Raw genomic sequence first — 17,553 nt, forward strand, 5'->3', positions numbered from 1 at the left:
ATCCCCGAACCAGTCGGGGATTTTTTATGTTCGATCAATCAGCCCGAGAGCGGATCAATCTTCGCGGTAGCGACGCAGCTTCAACTGCTTACCGGCAACGCGAGTGTCCTTCAGCTTGGTCAGCAGACGCTCCAGACCATCTTCCGGCAGCTCAACGAGGCTGAAGCTGTCACGCACCTGGATGCGACCGATTGCTTCGCGAGCCAGACCACCCTCATTGAGGATAGCGCCCAGCAGGTTCTTGGCAGCGATACCGTCACGCGCACCCAGCGCGGTACGGCAACGGGCACGACCTTCGGCCAATGGAACCGGAGCACGACGCTCACGATCACCACGGTCCGGACGATCACCGGTACGCTCTGGACGATCGCCACGCGGTGCATTGTTCGGCACCAGTGGACGTTCTTTCTCGATTGCAGCCAGGGTCAACGCTTGAGCATTGGTAGCCTTGCGCAGCAGAGCAGCGGCCAGTGCACGCGGGGTGCAACCGATGTCGGCAGTCAGGCGATCCAGCAGATCACCGTGGGTCGATTCGGCATCAGCCACCAGCGGCGACAGGCTGTTGGTCAGTTTCTTGATGCGGGCATCGAGAACAGCCTGAGCGTCCGGCAGGCGAACTTCGGCAACTTTCTGACCGGTTACACGCTCGATCACTTGCAGCATGCGGCGCTCACGCGGAGTCACCAGCAGCAGTGCACGACCTTCGCGACCGGCACGGCCGGTACGGCCGATACGGTGAACGTAGGATTCCGGGTCGTACGGCATATCAACGTTGAACACGTGAGTGATACGCGGAACGTCCAGACCACGAGCAGCAACGTCGGTCGCCACAACGATGTCCAGACGGCCATCCTTGAGGGATTCGATCACGCGCTCACGCTGGTTCTGAGCAATGTCACCGTTCAGCGCAGCGGCTTTGTAGCCTTTGGCTTCCAGGGCACTGGCCAGGTCCAGGGTCGCTTGCTTGGTGCGCACGAACATGATCAGGGCATCGAAGTCTTCAACTTCCAGCAGGCTCAATACAGCCGAGGTCTTCTGGTCAGCGTGAACCAACAGGTGAGCCTGTTCGATCGCGGTAACGGTCTGAGTCTTGGTCTGGATCTTCACGTGTTGCGGATCGCGCAGATGGCGTTCGGCAATGGCACGGATCGACTGCGGCAAGGTGGCCGAGAACAATACGGTCTGACGGGTTGGAGGCAAGGCCTTGAAGATAACTTCGAGGTCGTCCATGAAACCCAGTTTGAGCATTTCGTCCGCTTCGTCGAGAACCAGGTGGTTCACGGTCGACAGAACTTTTTCGTCGCGACGCAGGTGGTCGCACAGACGGCCCGGAGTGGCGACAACGATCTGTGCGCCATTACGGATTGCTTTCAGTTGTGGACCCATAGGGGCGCCGCCGTAAACGGCCACAACGGTAACGCCCGGCATTTGCTTGGCGTAGGTTTCGAAAGCGGTTGCTACTTGCAGCGCCAACTCACGGGTTGGCGCCAGGATCAGGGCTTGCGGCTCGCGCTTAGCAGGATCGATGCGATGCAGGATCGGCAGGGCGAACGCAGCGGTTTTACCCGTACCGGTTTGCGCCTGACCAATCATGTCGTGGCCGGCCATGATGATCGGGATCGATTGATGCTGAATAGCCGAAGGCTCTTCGTAGCCAGTCGCAATGACGGCTGCAAGGATATTCGGATTAAGATTAAAAGCGGCGAAGCCGCCGGTTTCCTGGGTCATGGGTCTGCCTCTAAGTGCATCCGCAAAGACCCATGCTCCAAAGCTGCGCATGCCGTGTAAGACTCAAGAGTCGCCCTGGCTGCTTTGTCGGCGGGGATTTGCGAAAACGAATGAATGAAAAAGATTCGTCAAGGGAGAGTCCGCTGTGCGGATGTGCAGCCGAAGCTGACTTCGGGGAATTGCGCTACCTAAACGCGGCCCTGTTAAAGGCCGGCGCGCACTATACCGGAATTCGCTCAAAAAAGGAGCTTTATTTGTCGGAAAACTGCCGTGTACAGCGTTCTGTCACACGCTTTGCGGATAATCGGGCAACGGTCTATTTTTCCAAGGCCCAGCCCTGCTGACGATCGCGCTAAAACGGTTCACCCTTGTGACGCAGACCTGCCGTCTGACACCCCCTTCCCCGCCCGAGGAAATGCACCATGAATCAGCCCTGCTCCAGTCGTGTGAGCCGTGAACGGCACGGTCATGTCCTGATGATCGGCCTGGATCGGGTGGCCAAACGCAACGCTTTCGATCTCGACCTGCTCAACGAACTGAGCCTGGCCTATGGCGAGTTCGAGGCCGACAGCGAGGCGCGGGTGGCGGTGGTGTTTGGCCATGGAGAGCATTTCACCGCAGGGCTGGATCTGGTCAGTGCCAGCGCGTCCCTCGCCGAAGGCTGGCAGGCACCGCCCGGCGGCTGTGATCCGTGGGGCGTTTTCGCCGGGCCCAGAGTCAGCAAACCGGTGATTGTCGCCGCGCAAGGCTACTGCCTGACCATCGGTATCGAATTGATGCTGGCCGCCGATATCAACCTGTGCGCCAGCAACACCCGCTTCGCCCAGAAAGAAGTGCAACGCGGGATCTTCCCGTTCGGCGGCGCCACGTTGCGCCTGCATCAGGTCGCTGGCTGGGGCAACGCCATGCGCTGGCTGCTGACCGGCGATGAGTTCGATGCCCATGACGCGTTGCACCTGGGGTTGGTGCAGGAAGTCATGGCCAGTGAGGATCTGCTGCCACGGGCGATTGAGTTGGCTGAGCGGATTGCCCGGCAGGCGCCGCTTGGGGTTCAGGCGACGCTGATGTCTGCAAGGCAGGCGCGTTATGAAGGGGAAACAGCGGCGGCGCAGGCGTTGCCGCCGATGGTGAAGAAGTTGCTGGCCAGTGAGGACGCCAAGGAAGGCGTTCGGTCGATGATCGAAAAGCGACCCGGCGTCTTCAAAGGGGTTTGAGATTTGTATTGGCAGATAGAACGCCATCGCGAGCAAGCTCGCTCCCACAGGGGAATGCATTCCAATGTGGGAGCGAGCTTGCTCGCGATGGGGTCATTGCAGACGACAACTTAGGTCGCGGGGCGAATCGCCTTGATCAACGACTGCAACGAATACCCCAAGCGCGGCGCCAGCCCTTCAGCGCGGGCGATCAAGCCGTCCATGTCCAGTTCCTGATCCAGCTCCGAAGGCACGATCAGAATCACGTTGCCCTCCTTCACCGGCAGTTCCCAGTAATGCCGGTGATAGAGCCCGCGCAACAAGGCGGCGCCCAACGGTTTGCCGTCATCGGTAGCCCACTGATTGATCACCAGCCAGCCACCCGGGTTCAGGCGTTTTTGACAGTTTTCCAGGAAATTCCACGCCAGATGCCCGACACCCGGCCCGACATCGGTATAGAGGTCGACGAAAATCAGATCCGCCGGTTCAGCGGTATCGAGCAGTTCCAGCGCATCGCCCACCCGGATATACAGCCGCGGATCATCATCCAGCCCAAGGTATTCAATGGCCAGGCGCGGTACGTCGGGGCGCAGTTCGATGGCTTCGACGTCTTCCAGCGGCAGGAACTTGAGGCAGGCCTGGGTCAGGGTGCCGGCTCCGAGACCGAGGAACAGCGCGCTTTCCGGCTGCTCGTGGCACAACGCGCCAATCAGCATCGCCCGGGTGTAATCGTATTCGAGCCAGCTCGGGTCAGCCGTGAACACGCAGCTCTGTTCGATGGCATCACCGAACTCGAGAAAACGGTAATCGGCCACTTCCAGCACGCGAATCACGCCGAACTCATCCTGTACCTCGGCGAGCAGATGCTCGACGCGCTCCTCAGTCATTTCGTCTCCTGATCGTCGCCGTGCCCGGCAACGTACTAAAACCGCGGAGTGGCGCGGCAAAAGCGCGATTGTCCGCGAAGCGACGGGAACAGGTCACGCACTAATTGCTGATAACATGACAGTCCGAGCGTAAAACACTAGAGACCGTGATGAGCCAACCCTGGAGCCCTGACAGCTGGCGCGCCCTGCCGATCCAGCAACAACCCCACTACCCCGACGCAGCGCATTTGCTGCACGTCGAGCAAACGCTGGCCAGTTATCCGCCGCTGGTGTTTGCCGGTGAAGCCCGGGAGTTGCGCCGTCAGTTTGCCGAGGTGACCCAGGGCCGCGCGTTTCTGCTGCAGGGCGGCGACTGTGCTGAAAGCTTCGCCGAGTTCTCCGCCGCGAAAATCCGCGACACCTTTAAGGTGCTGCTGCAAATGGCGATCGTCATGACCTTCGCCGCCGGTTGCCCGGTGGTCAAGGTTGGGCGCATGGCCGGGCAATTCGCCAAACCGCGTTCGGCTAACGACGAAACCATCGACGGCGTGACCCTGCCGGCCTACCGCGGCGACATCGTCAACGGCATCGGTTTCGACGAAAAAAGCCGCGTGCCGGACCCGGAGCGCTTGCTCCAGTCCTACCACCAGTCCACCGCAACCCTGAACCTGTTGCGCGCCTTCGCCCAGGGCGGTTTTGCCGACCTGCATCAGGTGCACAAGTGGAACCTGGACTTCATCGCTAACTCGGCGCTGGCCGAGAAGTACAGCCACCTGGCCGATCGCATCGATGAAACCCTGGCGTTCATGCGCGCCTGCGGCATGGACAGCTCGCCGCAACTGCGCGAAACGAGTTTCTTCACCGCCCACGAAGCCCTGCTGCTGAACTACGAAGAAGCCTTCGTGCGTCGCGACAGTCTGACCAACGACTACTACGATTGCTCGGCGCACATGCTGTGGATCGGCGACCGCACCCGTCAACTCGACGGCGCTCACGTCGAGTTCCTGCGTGGCGTGAACAACCCGATCGGGGTCAAAGTCGGCCCAAGCATGAACCCCGAAGACCTGATTCGCCTGATCGACGTGCTCAACCCGGACAACGATCCGGGCCGTCTGAACCTGATTGCGCGGATGGGTGCGAACAAGGTCGGCGATCATTTGCCGGCGTTGATCCGCGCGGTGCAGCGCGAAGGCAAGCAAGTGCTGTGGAGTTGCGACCCGATGCACGGCAACACCATCAAGGCCAGCAGCGGCTACAAGACCCGCGACTTTGCGCAGATCCTTGGCGAAGTGAAGCAGTTCTTCCAGGTTCACGAAGCGGAAGGCACGTATGCCGGCGGCATCCACATCGAGATGACCGGGCAGAATGTCACGGAGTGCATAGGTGGTGCGCGGCCGATTACCGAAGACGGGTTGTCGGACCGGTATCACACCCATTGCGATCCGCGGATGAATGCCGATCAGTCGCTGGAGTTGGCGTTTCTTATTGCCGAGACGTTGAAGCAGGTTCGGCGCTGAGTCAGTAAGCCACTCATTGCCTGATAGACCGCCTTCGCGAGCAAGCCCGCTCCCACAGTTGACCGAGTTGTCCAAACGGACGCGGTCTAATGTGGGAGCGGGCTTGCTCGCGAAGGCGCCAGCTCAGTCACTATCAATCTGAGCCAATGCCACCCGCAACCGCGCCGCACTCGCCCGCGGGCAATTCAACTGAACCCGCTCAAGCCCCAGCCAATCCGCCATCCGCCGCAGATTAACCGCCAACGCCAGCATCCCCTTGTCATCCAGCCCCGGCTCTTCCTCATGTACAGCGTGCACCGCCAGCCTGCCCAACGCCCGCTCGGCGCGCAGATCCACCCGCGCGGCAATCCGTTCATTGTGCAAAAACGGCAACACGTAATAGCCGTAGACCCGCTTGTCCTGCGGCGTATAAATCTCCAGCCGATAGCGAAAATCGAACAGGCGCTCCGTGCGACTGCGCTCCCAGATCAACGAATCAAACGGTGACAGCAAGGCGCTGGCCTCGACCTTGCGCGGCACTTTGGGCTCAGGCAGACAGTAAGCGGGCTGCCGCCAGCCCTGGACTTCACAAGCAAGCAATTCACCCGCCTCCACCAGTTCCGCCAAGCGCGGACGGGCATCACCGGGACTCAGGCGAAAGTAATCCCGCAGGTCTTTTTCTGTTCCGACGCCCAACGCTGTCGCGGCATGCAGCAACAGGCCGCGCTGGGCCTCGGCCTCACTCAGCAGCGGCTGCGCAAGAATCGCCGAAGGAATCACCCGCTCCGGCAGATCATAAAGCCGCTCGAACCCGCGCCGCCCGGCCACGGTCACTTCACCGGCGGCGAACAACCATTCCAGCGCATGCTTTTCCGCACTCCAGTCCCACCAGGGTCCTGCCCGTTCCTGACGGGTCGACAGGCTTCCGGCACCCAGCGCGCCCTGCTCCTGAACCGAGGCCAGCACCCGGCGAATCGTGTCCTCCTGCTCACGCCCGAAACGTGCCAGTTGCTGGTAGATATCTTCGCCACGGGTCGCGCGCAGCATGCGCCAGCGCATCAACGGGTACATCGACAAGGGCAGCAACGAGGCTTCATGCCCCCAATATTCGAAAAGCGTGCGCCGCCGGCCCAAACTCCAGGCAGCCTGGTCGAGCAAGTCGGATGAGTAATTGCCGAGGCGGGAAAACAGGGGAAGGTAGTGCGAACGCACCAATGCATTGACCGAATCGATCTGCAGAATGCCCAGCCGCTCGATTAGCCGATTGAGCTGAACCGGTTTGATCGCCGCTGGCGGCTGGCGCCCGTTGAACCCTTGGGCGGCCAGCGCCAAACGCCGAGCCTGTTTGAGGGAAAAGGACAGTGTTGCGGGCATGAGCATCTCCTTGTCTGCTCGCAACCTACCTCACCGGGAGACGGTTTGTGTAGTTGTGTATGACTCATTTGTGCATCGGGTCATTCCAGAACGGTTTGACCGACTCGAACTCCACATCCGCACGACTCATGCCAATGTCCTTCAGCGCTTCGTCGCTCAGACTCGCCAGCAGCTCGCGCTCCCGGTGAAGTTCGTACCAGCGGCTGAATTTGTGCAGCAAATCGGATACCAGGTGGATCGAGTGTTTTTCTACGGCTGGATGTTCATGTTGACCTTTCATCTTGTTGCCCTCCGTTTGGATGGCTCAAGTGTCGCGCTGGGGCTAAGATCAATCCAACGAATGTTTCTGATGTAACACATCTCGGAGATTGATGAATGTCTGCCTACCCCAGTATCGATACCGAAGTGCTGCGCACCTTTGTCGCCATTGCCGACCAGGGCGGTTTTACCCGCGCCGGCGAGTTGGTCAACCGCACTCAGTCCGCCGTGAGCATGCAGATGAAGCGGCTGGAAGAGGATGTGTTGCAGCGTCAATTATTCCAGCGCGACGGACGGCAGGTGCGGTTGACGGCTGAGGGTCAGGTGTTGCTCGGCTATGCCCGGCGCATCCTCAAGCTGCACAGCGAGGTGTTCAATACGTTGCGCGAGCCGCACATGGTTGGCATGGTGCGCATTGGTACGCCGGACGATTACGTGATGCGGTTTTTGCCGGGGATTCTGCGGCGATTTGCCCAAACGTATCCGCTGATCCAGATCGAGGTGCACTGCGAATCATCAAAACAATTGCTGCTGCGCCAGGACCTGGACTTGACCATCGTCACCCGCGAACCGGGCAACGAAATCGGCCAGTTGCTGCGCAAGGAGCGTTTTGTCTGGGCCGAGGCGCAATGTTTCAGCGCCCATGAGCAAACGCCGCTGCCGCTGGCGATGTTCAACAGTGATTGCTTCTGCAGGCTGTGGGCCTGCAATGCGCTCGATGCCATGGGTCGCGATTATCGCGTGGCGTACAACAGCGACAGCCTGTCGGCAATCATGGCGGTGGTCAGTGCAGGCCTGGCGGTGACCGCGCAGCTGGAAAGCCTTGTCACCCCGGACATGCGCATTCTCGGTGAAGCCGAAGACCTGCCGATTCTGCCCGAGGCCAGCATCATGCTGGTGCGCAACCTGCACAACCCGTCGCCGATCACTGAGTGCCTGGCCGAACACATCGTCGAAGGCTTCAAACTTTAAGGGCGAGCATCACCGCGCAGAGCACCAGGAAACCACAGAACAACCCGCGCAGCAGTCGCTCCGGCAGCGCGTGGGCGATCCTCACGCCCCAGCTGATGCTCAGCAGACCACCCACTGCCAAGGGCAGGCCGATCATCCAGTCCACCTGATGATGCACCGCGTAAGTCACCAGCGTAACGCCCGTGCTCGGCAATGCCAGCGCCAGCGACAAACCCTGCGCAACCACCTGACTGGTGCCGAACAGACTGGTCAGCACCGGCGTTGCCACCACCGCCCCGCCCACGCCAAACAACCCGCCCATGGTGCCGGAGGCGGCGCCGAGTACGCCCAGCCATGGCCATGAATAATTCATCTGCGCAGACGCCGGCGCGTTGGCGGCGAACATTCGCACCAGGTTGTAGGCCGACAGGGCAATCAGGAACGCAACAAATCCGAGCCGCATGGTTTGCGCATCAATGCCCACCGCCCAGATCGAACCGATCCAGGCAAAACAGAACCCCATCGAAGCCAATGGCAGCGCGTGGCGCAATTCAATCCGGTTGCGCTGGTGATAACGCCACAGCGCCAGCATCACGTTGGGCACCACCATGACCAGCGCCGTGCCTTGGGCAATCTGCTGATCGAGGCCGAACAACACGCCCAGCAACGGGATCGCAATCAAACCACCGCCAATGCCGAATAACCCACCGAGGGTGCCCAGGGCGGCGCCAAACGCCAGGTACATCAAAAACTCAATCACAGGCTATTTTCCCTTCACGTCAGGCTGTTCATCCTACGCAGTCGACGCTGGCGGGGAAACGCATAGCAACGCACAATGGCTGTGCCAACTTCGCACAAGCGCTGACAACACCATGAACCCCAATCAATTGACCGAACAACTGGGTCTGTTCCTCGACGTGCTGGAAACCGGCAGTTTTTCCGCCGCGTCCCGCCGCCATCCTCTGACCCCTTCGGCGGTGGCGAGGCGCATCGACAGTCTGGAAAACGCCGTCGGCAGCCAGTTGTTCATTCGCAGCACCCACGCGGTGCGCGCTACCCCGGCGGGTTTGGCGTTTGCCGAGCGCGCACGGCGTATCGTGGCTGAACTGCGACTGGCTCGGGCTGAAGCGGTATCCTTGAGCAGCGCACCGGAAGGCTTGATTCGGATCGATGCACCGGCAGCATTCGGACGGCGACATCTGGCGCCGGTGATTGCCGATTTTCTGATGCTCTACCCCGGCCTCGATGTGCAACTGCACCTGATCGACAGTTTCGTCGACATGCAGGGTTTGAATCTGGGCAGGGTCGATCTGGTGCTGCGCGCCGGGCAAATGGCCGATACCCGGCTGGTGGCCACGCCGCTGGCGAGCATGGTGCGCATCGCCTGTGCCAGCCCCGAGTATTTGCAACGGCGTGGTGTGCCGACCGATCCGGCGCAACTGATTGAGCATGATGGCCTCGACTGGGGTGGCCTGGCTCCGCCGTTCGCCTGGCGTTTCGAGCGGGACGGGCAGATGCACTTGCACCGCCCGGCGCGCATCCGCATGAGTGCCAACAATGCCGAGGCTTTGGTCTGCGGCGCATTGGCCGGGCTGGGTATCGCGCACTTGCCAACCTGGTTGACCAGCGAATACCTGTTACGCGGTGAACTGCTTCCGCTGTTCTGCGAACACGGCCTGCCACCACCGGAAACGACCGGCATTTATGCCTTGCGCCTTGAGCAACAACCCAATCCCCGCAGTCGCTTGTTGCTGGAATACCTGAAAACCCGCTTCAGCCCGATCCCGCCGTGGGATCTGGCCCTGCAAAGTACCCTCGACCGGCACTAGGCTAGAATTGTCTGGTGCATTAAAGATTCGCCCGCTAGATTTATGACGATCACTGATCAAGGCTTCGAAATGACTACCGAGCGCAACACCCCGGATAACTGCGACGACCTGCTGCTGGATAATCAGGCCTGCTTCGCCCTGCATTCCACCTCGCTGCTGATGACCAAGGTCTACAAGCCGCTGTTGCAAGCACTGGGCCTGACCTATCCGCAATACCTGGCGATGATGGTGTTGTGGGAACAGGACGGTTTGACCGTAGGCGAAATCAGCACGCGCCTGCTGACCGACCCTGGCTCATTGACGCCGTTGCTCAAACGACTGGAAGTCGAAGGTTTACTCAGCCGCACCCGCAGCCGTGAAGACGAGCGAGTGGTGATAGTCGAACTCACCGAACAGGGTCGTGCATTGCGGGAGCGGGCGCGCGGTATTCCCCAGTGCATCCTCGGCGCCAGCGGGATGACGCTGGAGCGACTGCAGAAACTGCAAGCGGAACTGCAAGTACTGCGCAGCAATCTGCAAGACAGCCTGTAATCTTCAAACCACCACAAATCCCCTGTGGGAGTGAGCTTGCTCCCACAGGGAATGGGTGGTGTCCCTTCCGGCCTCGTTCCCCCGTCAGAAAAAATTCTTCGCTGAAAATCCTGCCGCAACAGCTCTAGCTCAACACATCTAATCAGCGCCGGCCCTCCAGCCAAAACTTTTTTCAAAATTTATATTGCGCACAAAATATCAGCGCGCTACATTTACCTCGTTACTTAGCGCGCAAACATTTAGCGCGAAACACCAAAACCCGAACGAGGCTTACATCATGCAAACTCTCTACACCGCAATCGCAACCTCCACCGGCGGCCGTGACGGTCGTGCGGTTTCCAGCGACAACATCCTCGACGTCAAACTCGCCACCCCCAAAGAACTCGGTGGTGCCGGCGGCGCAGCGACCAACCCTGAGCAACTGTTCGCAGCCGGTTACTCCGCCTGCTTCATCGGCGCGCTGAAATTCGTCGCCAGCCAGACCAAACGCACCATCCCGAACGACGCCTCGATCACCGCCCATGTCGGCATCGGCCAGATCCCTGGCGGTTTCGGCCTGGACATCGACCTGCACATCAGCCTGCCGGGTCTTGAGCAAGCCGATGCACAAAGCCTGGTAGACGCTGCACACCAGGTCTGCCCGTACTCCAACGCCACCCGTGGCAATGTCGATGTGCGCCTGCACGTTGCCGTCTAACCGCTGATTCCCAGGCCCGAACCAGGAAACGAACATGAGCACTTTCAGCAAAGTCTTGACCGGTACCCTTCTCGCCCTGTCCATCCACAGCGCGTTCGCAGGTGATGGTGTTGAACACAACACCCAGGCGTTCCTCGACGTTCTGAACGCCGGCACCGGCAAACCGATGGAACAACTCACCCCTAAAGATGCCCGCGCCGTGCTGGTCGGCGCGCAGGCAGGGGTGAAACTGACGCTGCCAAAAGCCGATGTCAGCGAGAAGACCATTCAAGTCGACGGCCAACCGCTCAACCTGACCATCGTCCGGCCGGCCGGGGTCAAAGGTCCGCTGCCAGTGTTCATGTTCTTTCACGGCGGTGGCTGGGTGCTGGGGGATTTCCCGACCCATGAACGTCTGGTTCGGGACTTGGTTACCGGTTCGGGGGCGGCGGCGGTGTTCGTCAATTACACCCCGTCACCGGAAGCGCATTACCCGGTGGCGATCAATCAGGCTTACGCCGCAACCAAATGGGTGGCCGAGCACGGTAAAGAGATCAACGTCGACGGCAAACGCCTGGCCGTGGCCGGCAACAGCGTCGGTGGCAACATGGCGGCAGTGGTTGCGCTGATGGCCAAAGACAAGGGCACGCCGGCGATCAAGTTCCAGGTGCTGCTGTGGCCGGTGACCGACGCCAGCTTCGAGACGGCGTCCTACAACCAGTTTGCCGAGGGGCACTTCCTCACCAAAAACATGATGAAGTGGTTCTGGGACAACTACACCACCGATGCCAAACAGCGTAACGAGATCTACACCTCGCCGCTGCGGGCGACCACCGCGCAACTCAAGGGCCTGCCACCTGCCCTGGTGCAGACAGCCGGCGCCGACGTGTTGCGCGATGAAGGTGAAGCCTATGCCCGAAAACTGGATGAGGCTGGCGTGCCGGTCACGTCGGTTCGCTACAACGGCTTGATCCACGACTACGGGTTGCTCAACGTGGTGAGCCAGGTGCCAGCGGTGCGTTCGGCGCTCTTGCAAGCCTCTGAAGAACTGAAGCAACATTTGAAATAGATAAAGCGAAAGATCGCAGCCTCGTTTCACTCGACAGCTCCTACATTGGGATCGCGTATCTCCTGTAGGAGCTGTCGAGTGAAACGAGGCTGCGATCTTTTGATCTTCATATCGGCCACAAAAAAGCCCGACTCAATGGTCGGGCTTTTTTGTACCTGAAGCAGTGCTTATTTAGCACGGCCTTTGTAGGAACCGCCTTCGCGGGTATCGATCTCGATCTTGTCACCGATTTCGATGAAGTCAGCAACTTGCAGCTCAGTACCGTTGCTCAGCTTGGCAGGCTTCATCACCTTGCCGGAAGTGTCGCCGCGAGCCGAACCTTCGGTGTAGTCAACTACGCGCACGATGGTGGTCGGCAGTTCTACGGAAACCAGACGCTCTTCGAAGAAGATCGCTTCGCAAACATCGGTCATGCCTTCTTCAACGAAAGGCAGAACGGCTTCGATGTCTTCAGCGTTCAGCTCGTACATGGTGTAGTCGGTGGTGTCCATGAACGTGTAGGTGTCGCCGCTGATGAAGGACAGGGTCGCTTCTTTGCGGTCGAGGATTACGTCGTCCAGCTTGTCGTCGGCGCTGTAAACGATCTCGGTCTTGTAACCGGTCAGCAGGTTTTTCAGCTTGGTCTTCATGATCGCGCTGTTACGACCAGACTTGGTGAATTCAGCTTTCTGAACCAGCCAAGGATCGTTTTCGAGACGGATCACGGTACCGGGTTTCAGTTCTTTACCAGTTTTCATTGCGAATATCCGAATTTGGATGGGATTTACAAAAATCTAGGCCGCGTATCATATCCAATTTACATAAAACTGTACCAGCGCTGCGGCAAGATCTGCCTGCAAAGCCTGTTCCAGACACCACGCTTCGGCGTGTTTTTGCAGTTCTGGCCAGTGTTTTCGGGTCGATTGCCAGTGCCCGGTCATATTGTCACCCGCATTCCACGCCCGCCAAAGACCGCTGATCGCCTCGCGGGCAGGCTCGGACAGGCCATTGGTGTACAGAGCGAGGAAGGCGTCGAGCTTGTCCAGGTGGATGTCTTCGTCCTGCTGATAGATGTGCCAGAGCAGCGGCCGGCCCGCCCATTGGGCGCGGACAAAGGAATCTTCACCGCGCACGGCATTGAAATCGCAGCACCAGAGCAGGTGATCGTATTGATCCTGTCGGACGAACGGCAGCACTTGCACGGTCAATTCACCGCGCACATGCACTGCGCCGGCCACCAGACCGTCCACACCGAGCCAACGTTCGACATCCCCAAGAATCCGACCTTCGGGCACCAGCAGATGAGTCGGCGTCGAGTCGGCAGCCATTGCGTCGAGCCAACTGGCCAGCCCGTTATTTTCGTAGGCAAACAGCGAGATCAACTGCGCACCTTGCGCGCGATCAATCCCCAAACCTTGCAGGAATTCTCGCTGGGCCTCGGGGTTTTGCTGAAACTGCTGACGACGCTTGAGCAATCCGCTTTCACGCAGCAAGCCACCCGTGCCCTTCTGAAACCCTGGGAAGAAAAAGATTTTTTGTACGTTCTTGTACTTCACCGACGGCAAACCGTGGCAGCCGACGATCCAGTCCTCGGCACTCAGATAGTCGAGATTCATCCACAGCGGCGGTTTTTCCCGCTCGGCCATGGCCTCCATGTAAGCACTCGGCAATTGGCAGGCGAACGCGGCAATCACCACATCAGCGGCTTCAGTGGGCTGCCAGTCGGCCGTCCACTGACGCACTTCGACGCCCTGCTGCCATTGCTGTGAGGCGTTGATGTCAATGTCCGGGCACAAGCGCTCGAAGGCCCGCAGATCATCGACCCACAAACGCACCGCCACCGAATGTTCGGCCACCAGTTGTCGGGCCAGACGCCAGGTCACGCCGATGTCCCCAAAGTTGTCGACCACCGCGCAGAAAATATCCCAGCGGGCTTTCATTTCAGGCATTCCAGGCTCCCGTTGGCAAAAGCGCCGATTGTCCTCATAAATTACCCCGTGCAGAAGAGCCGACGGCGATTAATCTTCATGCGACAATCGCCACTCGCCCGCGACCACCCGCCAGGAGGCAGCCATGCCCTACCGTCCCAACCCGCGCCGCCCGTTGTCGATCCAGCTCAACGCCTTGCAACTGACCGGCAGCATTGCCCTGGGTGTGTGGCTGGGGTTTATCGCGATCGCGCTGACGTGCTGGCTTGCCTCCCGACTGTTGTTCAGCGAGCATCTAGCTCCCGTGGCAGAGGCCGTGCAGCAACTGGCCAAACCACCGGTGGTGCAACCGGTGCCGGACATTCCGGCTCAGAGCCCGTTGTTCGAACAGTACGAAGAGAACCTGCGCAAGAACGAGCAGCAGCAAAGGCTTGATCAGGCCCGCAGCAACAACCGCAATTTATCGAACCCCAAATGCCAGTTCTGGTTGCAACAGGACCAGACTGCACCGAGCGAAAAAAGCCGCGCCAACGTCCAGCAATTCTGCGATTGATCAAGAAGCTCTCTATGCACAAGCCGACCGTCCACCAACTGATTCTCGACAAGCTGCGGATCGACCTCGACATCGCCGAGCGTGCCGCACAAACCGCTTACGAAACCGCCACCCACGAAGAAAACATCGCCGAGAACAAGTACGACACGCTAGGGCTGGAGGCGTCTTATCTGGCAGCCGGGCAAGCCAAACGGGTGGAGGAAATCAGGCAGTCACTGACGCTTTGCCAGAACCTGACGCTGCGACCTTACGACGATCAGCGCGGCATCGAAGTCGGTGCCCTGCTCGGTCTGGAAGATGAAAAGGGTCGTGAGCAATGGCTGTTTCTGGCCCCCGACGCGGCGGGTTTGAAGGTCGACGTGGTGGGGCAATGGATTACCGTCATCACCCCTCGCTCACCGCTGGGCAAGAGTCTGCTGGGCAAGTTCGAAGGGGACGAGGTGGAGATTCTCGTGGCGGGAGCTCGGCAACAGTTTTCTGTCACCGAGGTGGTATAGAAAGGGAGATTAATGGACCGGCAGTTCGACGCCGTCGAACAGCTCTTCCAGTTCCTGCTTGTTGTGGCACTGAATGGCCTTGGCCATGACTTCGCGGGTCAGGTGCGGGGCGAACTTCTCGATGAAGTCGCACATGAAGCCACGCAGGAACGTGCCGCGACGGAAACCGATTTTAGTAATGCTGGATTCGAACAAGTCGCTGGCATCAAGCATGACCAGGTCGCTATCGAGTTTGGCATCGACCGCCATTTTCGCCACGATGCCCACGCCCAGACCCAGGCGAACGTAAGTTTTGATCACGTCGGCGTCGGCAGCGGTGAACACCACTTTCGGTGTCAGGCCGCGATGGCTGAACGCTTCGTCGAGTTTCGAACGGCCGGTGAAACCGAACACGTACGTCACGATCGGGTATTCGGCCAGGGCTTCGAGGGTCAACTTCGACAGCTTGGTCAGCGGGTGGCCCTGTGGCACGACCACGCAGCGGTTCCAGCGATAGCACGGCATCATCACCAGATCACCGAACAGCTCCAGGGCTTCGGTGGCGATGGCGAAATCCACGGTACCGTCAGCAGCCATTTCAGCGATCTGCATCGGCGAACCCTGGTGCATGTGCAGGGCAACGTCCGGGTATTGCTTGATGAAATTGCTGATCACCGGTGGCAACGCATAACGCGCCTGGGTGTGCGTGGTGGCGATCGACAGGGTGCCTTTCTTCTCGTTGGAGAACTCCTGGGCAATCTGCTTGATGCTTTCAACCTTGCGCAGGATCTCGCCGGCGGTGGTGATAATTCGCTCGCCGGCCGGGGTGACGCGGGTCAGGTGCTTGCCGCTGCGAGCGAAAACCTCAACCCCCAATTCGTCTTCCAGCAGACGGATCTGCTTACTGATGCCCGGTTGTGACGTGTAAAGGCTTTGGGCTGTAGCGGAAACGTTGAGGTCGTGGTGCGCCACTTCCCAGATGTAGCGCAATTGTTGAAGCTTCATATGAATCCCTCAAAGCAGGTAGACGCCACGGGCATCAGCGACGGTATATAACTATATTAATGGTTTGACGAATAAATCTAGAACTTTTTTATCAAACTGCCACTATTGGTGCTCTAGCGATCCCCTTGGCGACGACGCTCCACCAGCGGCACCAGATAGACCGGCACCCGAGACAGTTGCAACACCCGCGCTGCAGTGCGGCCCAAAGGCGTTTCCGCGCCAGCACCATGGCTATGACTACCTACGATCAACAAATCCACGGAGAGTTTCTGCGCCTGGTCGAGAATCACCTGCGACGGATCGCCCTGAAGCACCCTCACTGCTTTGATCCGCTCCAGGTCCTGCGACCCTTCATCCCCCAATTCTTCACGAAAGCTGTCGAGTACCCGCTGCTCGATGTTGGCAATCACCGTGTTCAAGCCTTGGCTGTGAAACTCATTCAACGCCTGCTCATCGAGATAACTCTGAAGCACCGACTCGGCAAACAGCCCCATCGGTTCAACGGCGTGCACCACGTAGAGATCGGCATTGAATGTTCGCGCCAGCGCCAAGGCATGCTGCATCACCAAAGGTGCGTACAGGCCGAGGTCAGTGGCGTACAGCATCGAATGAATCATATGACCTCCTTGAGTGCCAACATGGCGGAGATTGATTCAGCTTAGCAGTGCCTTGGCGAGTACGACGTTTCGCGTAACGCGTTGAACCGTGGGCTTAAACCTTTTGCTCGTTGCTTATGCCGTGCGGCACGTGGCCGGTGGCGACCACCTCGCGGGCCAACTCGCAATGACCGGCCTGATCGTCGAAAAACACGTCGGCGGCAAAGGCTTCGAGAAACGCCGACTTGGTCAGGCCGCCGAGAAACAGCGACTCGTCCAGACGAATGTCCCATTCGCGCAAGGTACGGATCACTCGCTCATGGGCCGGCGCCGATCGCGCGGTCACCAGCGCGGTGCGGATCGGACAAGCGTCTTCCGGGAACTCGCGCTGCAACAGATTGAGGGCGGCGAGGAAGCCTTTGAACGGCCCGCCGCGCAAAGGCTCGCGGGCGGCTTCACGCTCGCTGGCCTGAAACGCTTCCAGACCACCGGACTGATAGACACGCTCCGATTCATCGGAAAACAGCACCGCGTCACCATCGAAGGCAATGCGCAATTCATCACTGGCCGCACGGCTGGCGCCACCCGACAGAATGGTCGCAGCGGCGAACCCGGCATCCAGCGCACTGCGCACGTCTTCGGCATGCGTCGAAAGAAACAGGTCGCAGCCAAACGCCTTCAGGTACGGATAAGGACTGCGTCCGCCGACAAACGCCGCGCGGGAAATCGCCAGGCCATAGTGGTGGATCGAATTGAAAACCCGCAGGCCAGTGTCGGCACTGTTGCGCGACACTAGGATCACCTCGACCCGGGCGCGGCCAAGGCTGGTGTTCAAGTGGAGGAGTTTTTGTACCAACGGGAATGCATCACCGGGCTCGAGGATTTCGTCTTCGTGTTCGATCTGATATTGCCGATAGGCTTCGACGCCGCTCGACAGATAGACCTTGTGGCTTTCGCTCAGGTCGAACAGCGCACGCGACGAAATCGCCAGCACCAATTTGTCGTCGATCGTTTTTGCCATGCCCTTCTCCCAAGGTTGATCGAC

The 17,553-nt window shown here is 59.6% G+C and carries 20 protein-coding genes; 10 read left to right on the forward strand and 10 right to left on the reverse strand.

The genetic code is table 11. From position 1 onward, the window contains the following. Window positions 1–54: 54 nt before the first annotated feature. A complete protein-coding gene (locus CUN63_RS02135; RefSeq protein WP_129436966.1) occupies window positions 55–1,728 on the reverse strand; it encodes a DEAD/DEAH box helicase in 1,674 nt (557 codons plus the stop codon). Window positions 1,729–1,838: 110 nt separating this feature from the next. On the opposite strand from CUN63_RS02135, the gene CUN63_RS32020 reads away from it, so the two are divergent. Together CUN63_RS32020 and CUN63_RS02145 are read left to right on the forward strand one after the other, a co-directional pair. Continuing rightward, entirely contained in the window at window positions 1,839–2,072 is a 234-nt protein-coding gene (locus CUN63_RS32020; RefSeq protein ID WP_256657654.1) for a hypothetical protein, read from the forward strand. Window positions 2,073–2,150: 78 nt separating this feature from the next. Continuing rightward, window positions 2,151–2,942, forward strand: a complete 792-nt coding sequence (locus CUN63_RS02145) for a crotonase/enoyl-CoA hydratase family protein (RefSeq protein WP_129436967.1) — start codon at window positions 2,151–2,153, stop codon at window positions 2,940–2,942. A 110-nt stretch (window positions 2,943–3,052) separates the two neighbouring features. Here the strand turns inward: CUN63_RS02145 and CUN63_RS02150 are convergent, their stop codons facing one another. Continuing rightward, complete coding sequence (locus CUN63_RS02150; RefSeq protein WP_046053999.1) at window positions 3,053–3,808, reverse strand: spermidine synthase; 756 nt, start codon at window positions 3,806–3,808, stop codon at window positions 3,053–3,055. 149 nt (window positions 3,809–3,957) lie between these two features. Between CUN63_RS02150 and CUN63_RS02155 the strand changes: the two genes are divergently transcribed. Next, window positions 3,958–5,304: a class II 3-deoxy-7-phosphoheptulonate synthase gene (locus CUN63_RS02155; protein ID WP_129436968.1), complete on the forward strand. Its 1,347-nt coding sequence runs from the start codon at window positions 3,958–3,960 to the stop codon at window positions 5,302–5,304. A 123-nt stretch (window positions 5,305–5,427) separates the two neighbouring features. On the opposite strand, the gene CUN63_RS02160 is transcribed toward CUN63_RS02155, so the two are convergent. Both CUN63_RS02160 and CUN63_RS02165 read right to left on the reverse strand, forming a co-directional pair. Beyond that, a complete protein-coding gene (locus CUN63_RS02160; protein WP_129436969.1) occupies window positions 5,428–6,657 on the reverse strand; it encodes a winged helix-turn-helix domain-containing protein in 1,230 nt (409 codons plus the stop codon). A gap of 64 nt (window positions 6,658–6,721) precedes the next feature. Further along, entirely contained in the window at window positions 6,722–6,937 is a 216-nt protein-coding gene (locus tag CUN63_RS02165; RefSeq protein WP_129436970.1) for a DUF1127 domain-containing protein, read from the reverse strand. Between the two features lie 95 nt (window positions 6,938–7,032). Here CUN63_RS02165 and CUN63_RS02170 point away from each other — a divergent pair, with 95 nt between their 5' ends. Continuing rightward, entirely contained in the window at window positions 7,033–7,887 is an 855-nt protein-coding gene (locus CUN63_RS02170) for a LysR substrate-binding domain-containing protein (RefSeq protein ID WP_129436971.1), read from the forward strand. Here the strand turns inward: CUN63_RS02170 and CUN63_RS02175 are convergent. Continuing rightward, window positions 7,877–8,626, reverse strand: coding sequence for a sulfite exporter TauE/SafE family protein (locus CUN63_RS02175; RefSeq protein WP_129436972.1), 750 nt, complete (start codon window positions 8,624–8,626; stop codon window positions 7,877–7,879). The genes CUN63_RS02170 and CUN63_RS02175 overlap by 11 nt on opposite strands. A gap of 112 nt (window positions 8,627–8,738) precedes the next feature. Here CUN63_RS02175 and CUN63_RS02180 point away from each other — a divergent pair, with 112 nt between their 5' ends. The 4 genes from CUN63_RS02180 to CUN63_RS02195 all read left to right on the forward strand — a co-directional run bounded on the left by CUN63_RS02180 (window position 8,739) and on the right by CUN63_RS02195 (window position 11,971). Continuing rightward, on the forward strand, window positions 8,739–9,695 hold the full coding sequence (locus CUN63_RS02180) for a LysR family transcriptional regulator (RefSeq protein ID WP_129436973.1): 957 nt from the start codon (window positions 8,739–8,741) through the stop codon (window positions 9,693–9,695). Window positions 9,696–9,764: 69 nt separating this feature from the next. Next, window positions 9,765–10,226: a MarR family winged helix-turn-helix transcriptional regulator gene (locus CUN63_RS02185; RefSeq protein ID WP_129436974.1), complete on the forward strand. Its 462-nt coding sequence runs from the start codon at window positions 9,765–9,767 to the stop codon at window positions 10,224–10,226. Between the two features lie 277 nt (window positions 10,227–10,503). Beyond that, window positions 10,504–10,923, forward strand: coding sequence for an organic hydroperoxide resistance protein (locus CUN63_RS02190; RefSeq protein WP_129436975.1), 420 nt, complete (start codon window positions 10,504–10,506; stop codon window positions 10,921–10,923). Between the two features lie 34 nt (window positions 10,924–10,957). Further along, on the forward strand, window positions 10,958–11,971 hold the full coding sequence (locus CUN63_RS02195) for an alpha/beta hydrolase (RefSeq protein ID WP_129436976.1): 1,014 nt from the start codon (window positions 10,958–10,960) through the stop codon (window positions 11,969–11,971). Between the two features lie 167 nt (window positions 11,972–12,138). On the opposite strand, the gene CUN63_RS02200 is transcribed toward CUN63_RS02195, so the two are convergent. Together CUN63_RS02200 and earP are read right to left on the reverse strand one after the other, a co-directional pair. Continuing rightward, complete coding sequence (locus tag CUN63_RS02200) at window positions 12,139–12,708, reverse strand: elongation factor P (RefSeq protein WP_028619992.1); 570 nt, start codon at window positions 12,706–12,708, stop codon at window positions 12,139–12,141. Between the two features lie 48 nt (window positions 12,709–12,756). Continuing rightward, window positions 12,757–13,899 (reverse strand): elongation factor P maturation arginine rhamnosyltransferase EarP, encoded by a 1,143-nt coding sequence (gene earP / locus CUN63_RS02205; RefSeq protein WP_129436977.1) that lies wholly within the window; start codon window positions 13,897–13,899, stop codon window positions 12,757–12,759. A 124-nt stretch (window positions 13,900–14,023) separates the two neighbouring features. On the opposite strand from earP, the gene CUN63_RS02210 reads away from it, so the two are divergent. Together CUN63_RS02210 and CUN63_RS02215 are read left to right on the forward strand one after the other, a co-directional pair. Continuing rightward, window positions 14,024–14,431, forward strand: coding sequence for a hypothetical protein (locus CUN63_RS02210; RefSeq protein ID WP_129436978.1), 408 nt, complete (start codon window positions 14,024–14,026; stop codon window positions 14,429–14,431). A 14-nt stretch (window positions 14,432–14,445) separates the two neighbouring features. Beyond that, entirely contained in the window at window positions 14,446–14,928 is a 483-nt protein-coding gene (locus CUN63_RS02215; RefSeq protein WP_129436979.1) for a GreA/GreB family elongation factor, read from the forward strand. Between the two features lie 9 nt (window positions 14,929–14,937). On the opposite strand, the gene cysB is transcribed toward CUN63_RS02215, so the two are convergent. The 3 genes from cysB to CUN63_RS02230 form a co-directional block, all read right to left on the reverse strand. Then, entirely contained in the window at window positions 14,938–15,912 is a 975-nt protein-coding gene (gene cysB / locus CUN63_RS02220) for an HTH-type transcriptional regulator CysB (RefSeq protein ID WP_008148549.1), read from the reverse strand. A gap of 113 nt (window positions 15,913–16,025) precedes the next feature. Then, on the reverse strand, window positions 16,026–16,529 hold the full coding sequence (locus CUN63_RS02225) for a universal stress protein (protein ID WP_129436980.1): 504 nt from the start codon (window positions 16,527–16,529) through the stop codon (window positions 16,026–16,028). 94 nt (window positions 16,530–16,623) lie between these two features. Beyond that, window positions 16,624–17,529 carry a 5'-nucleotidase gene (locus tag CUN63_RS02230; RefSeq protein ID WP_129436981.1) on the reverse strand — a complete coding sequence of 302 codons (906 nt, stop codon included), beginning with the start codon at window positions 17,527–17,529 and terminating at the stop codon, window positions 16,624–16,626. Between the last annotated feature and the right edge of the window lie 24 nt (window positions 17,530–17,553).

The organism is Pseudomonas sp. ACM7 (genome assembly GCF_004136015.1).
Taxonomy (GTDB): Bacteria; Pseudomonadota; Gammaproteobacteria; order Pseudomonadales; family Pseudomonadaceae; genus Aquipseudomonas; species Aquipseudomonas frigoris.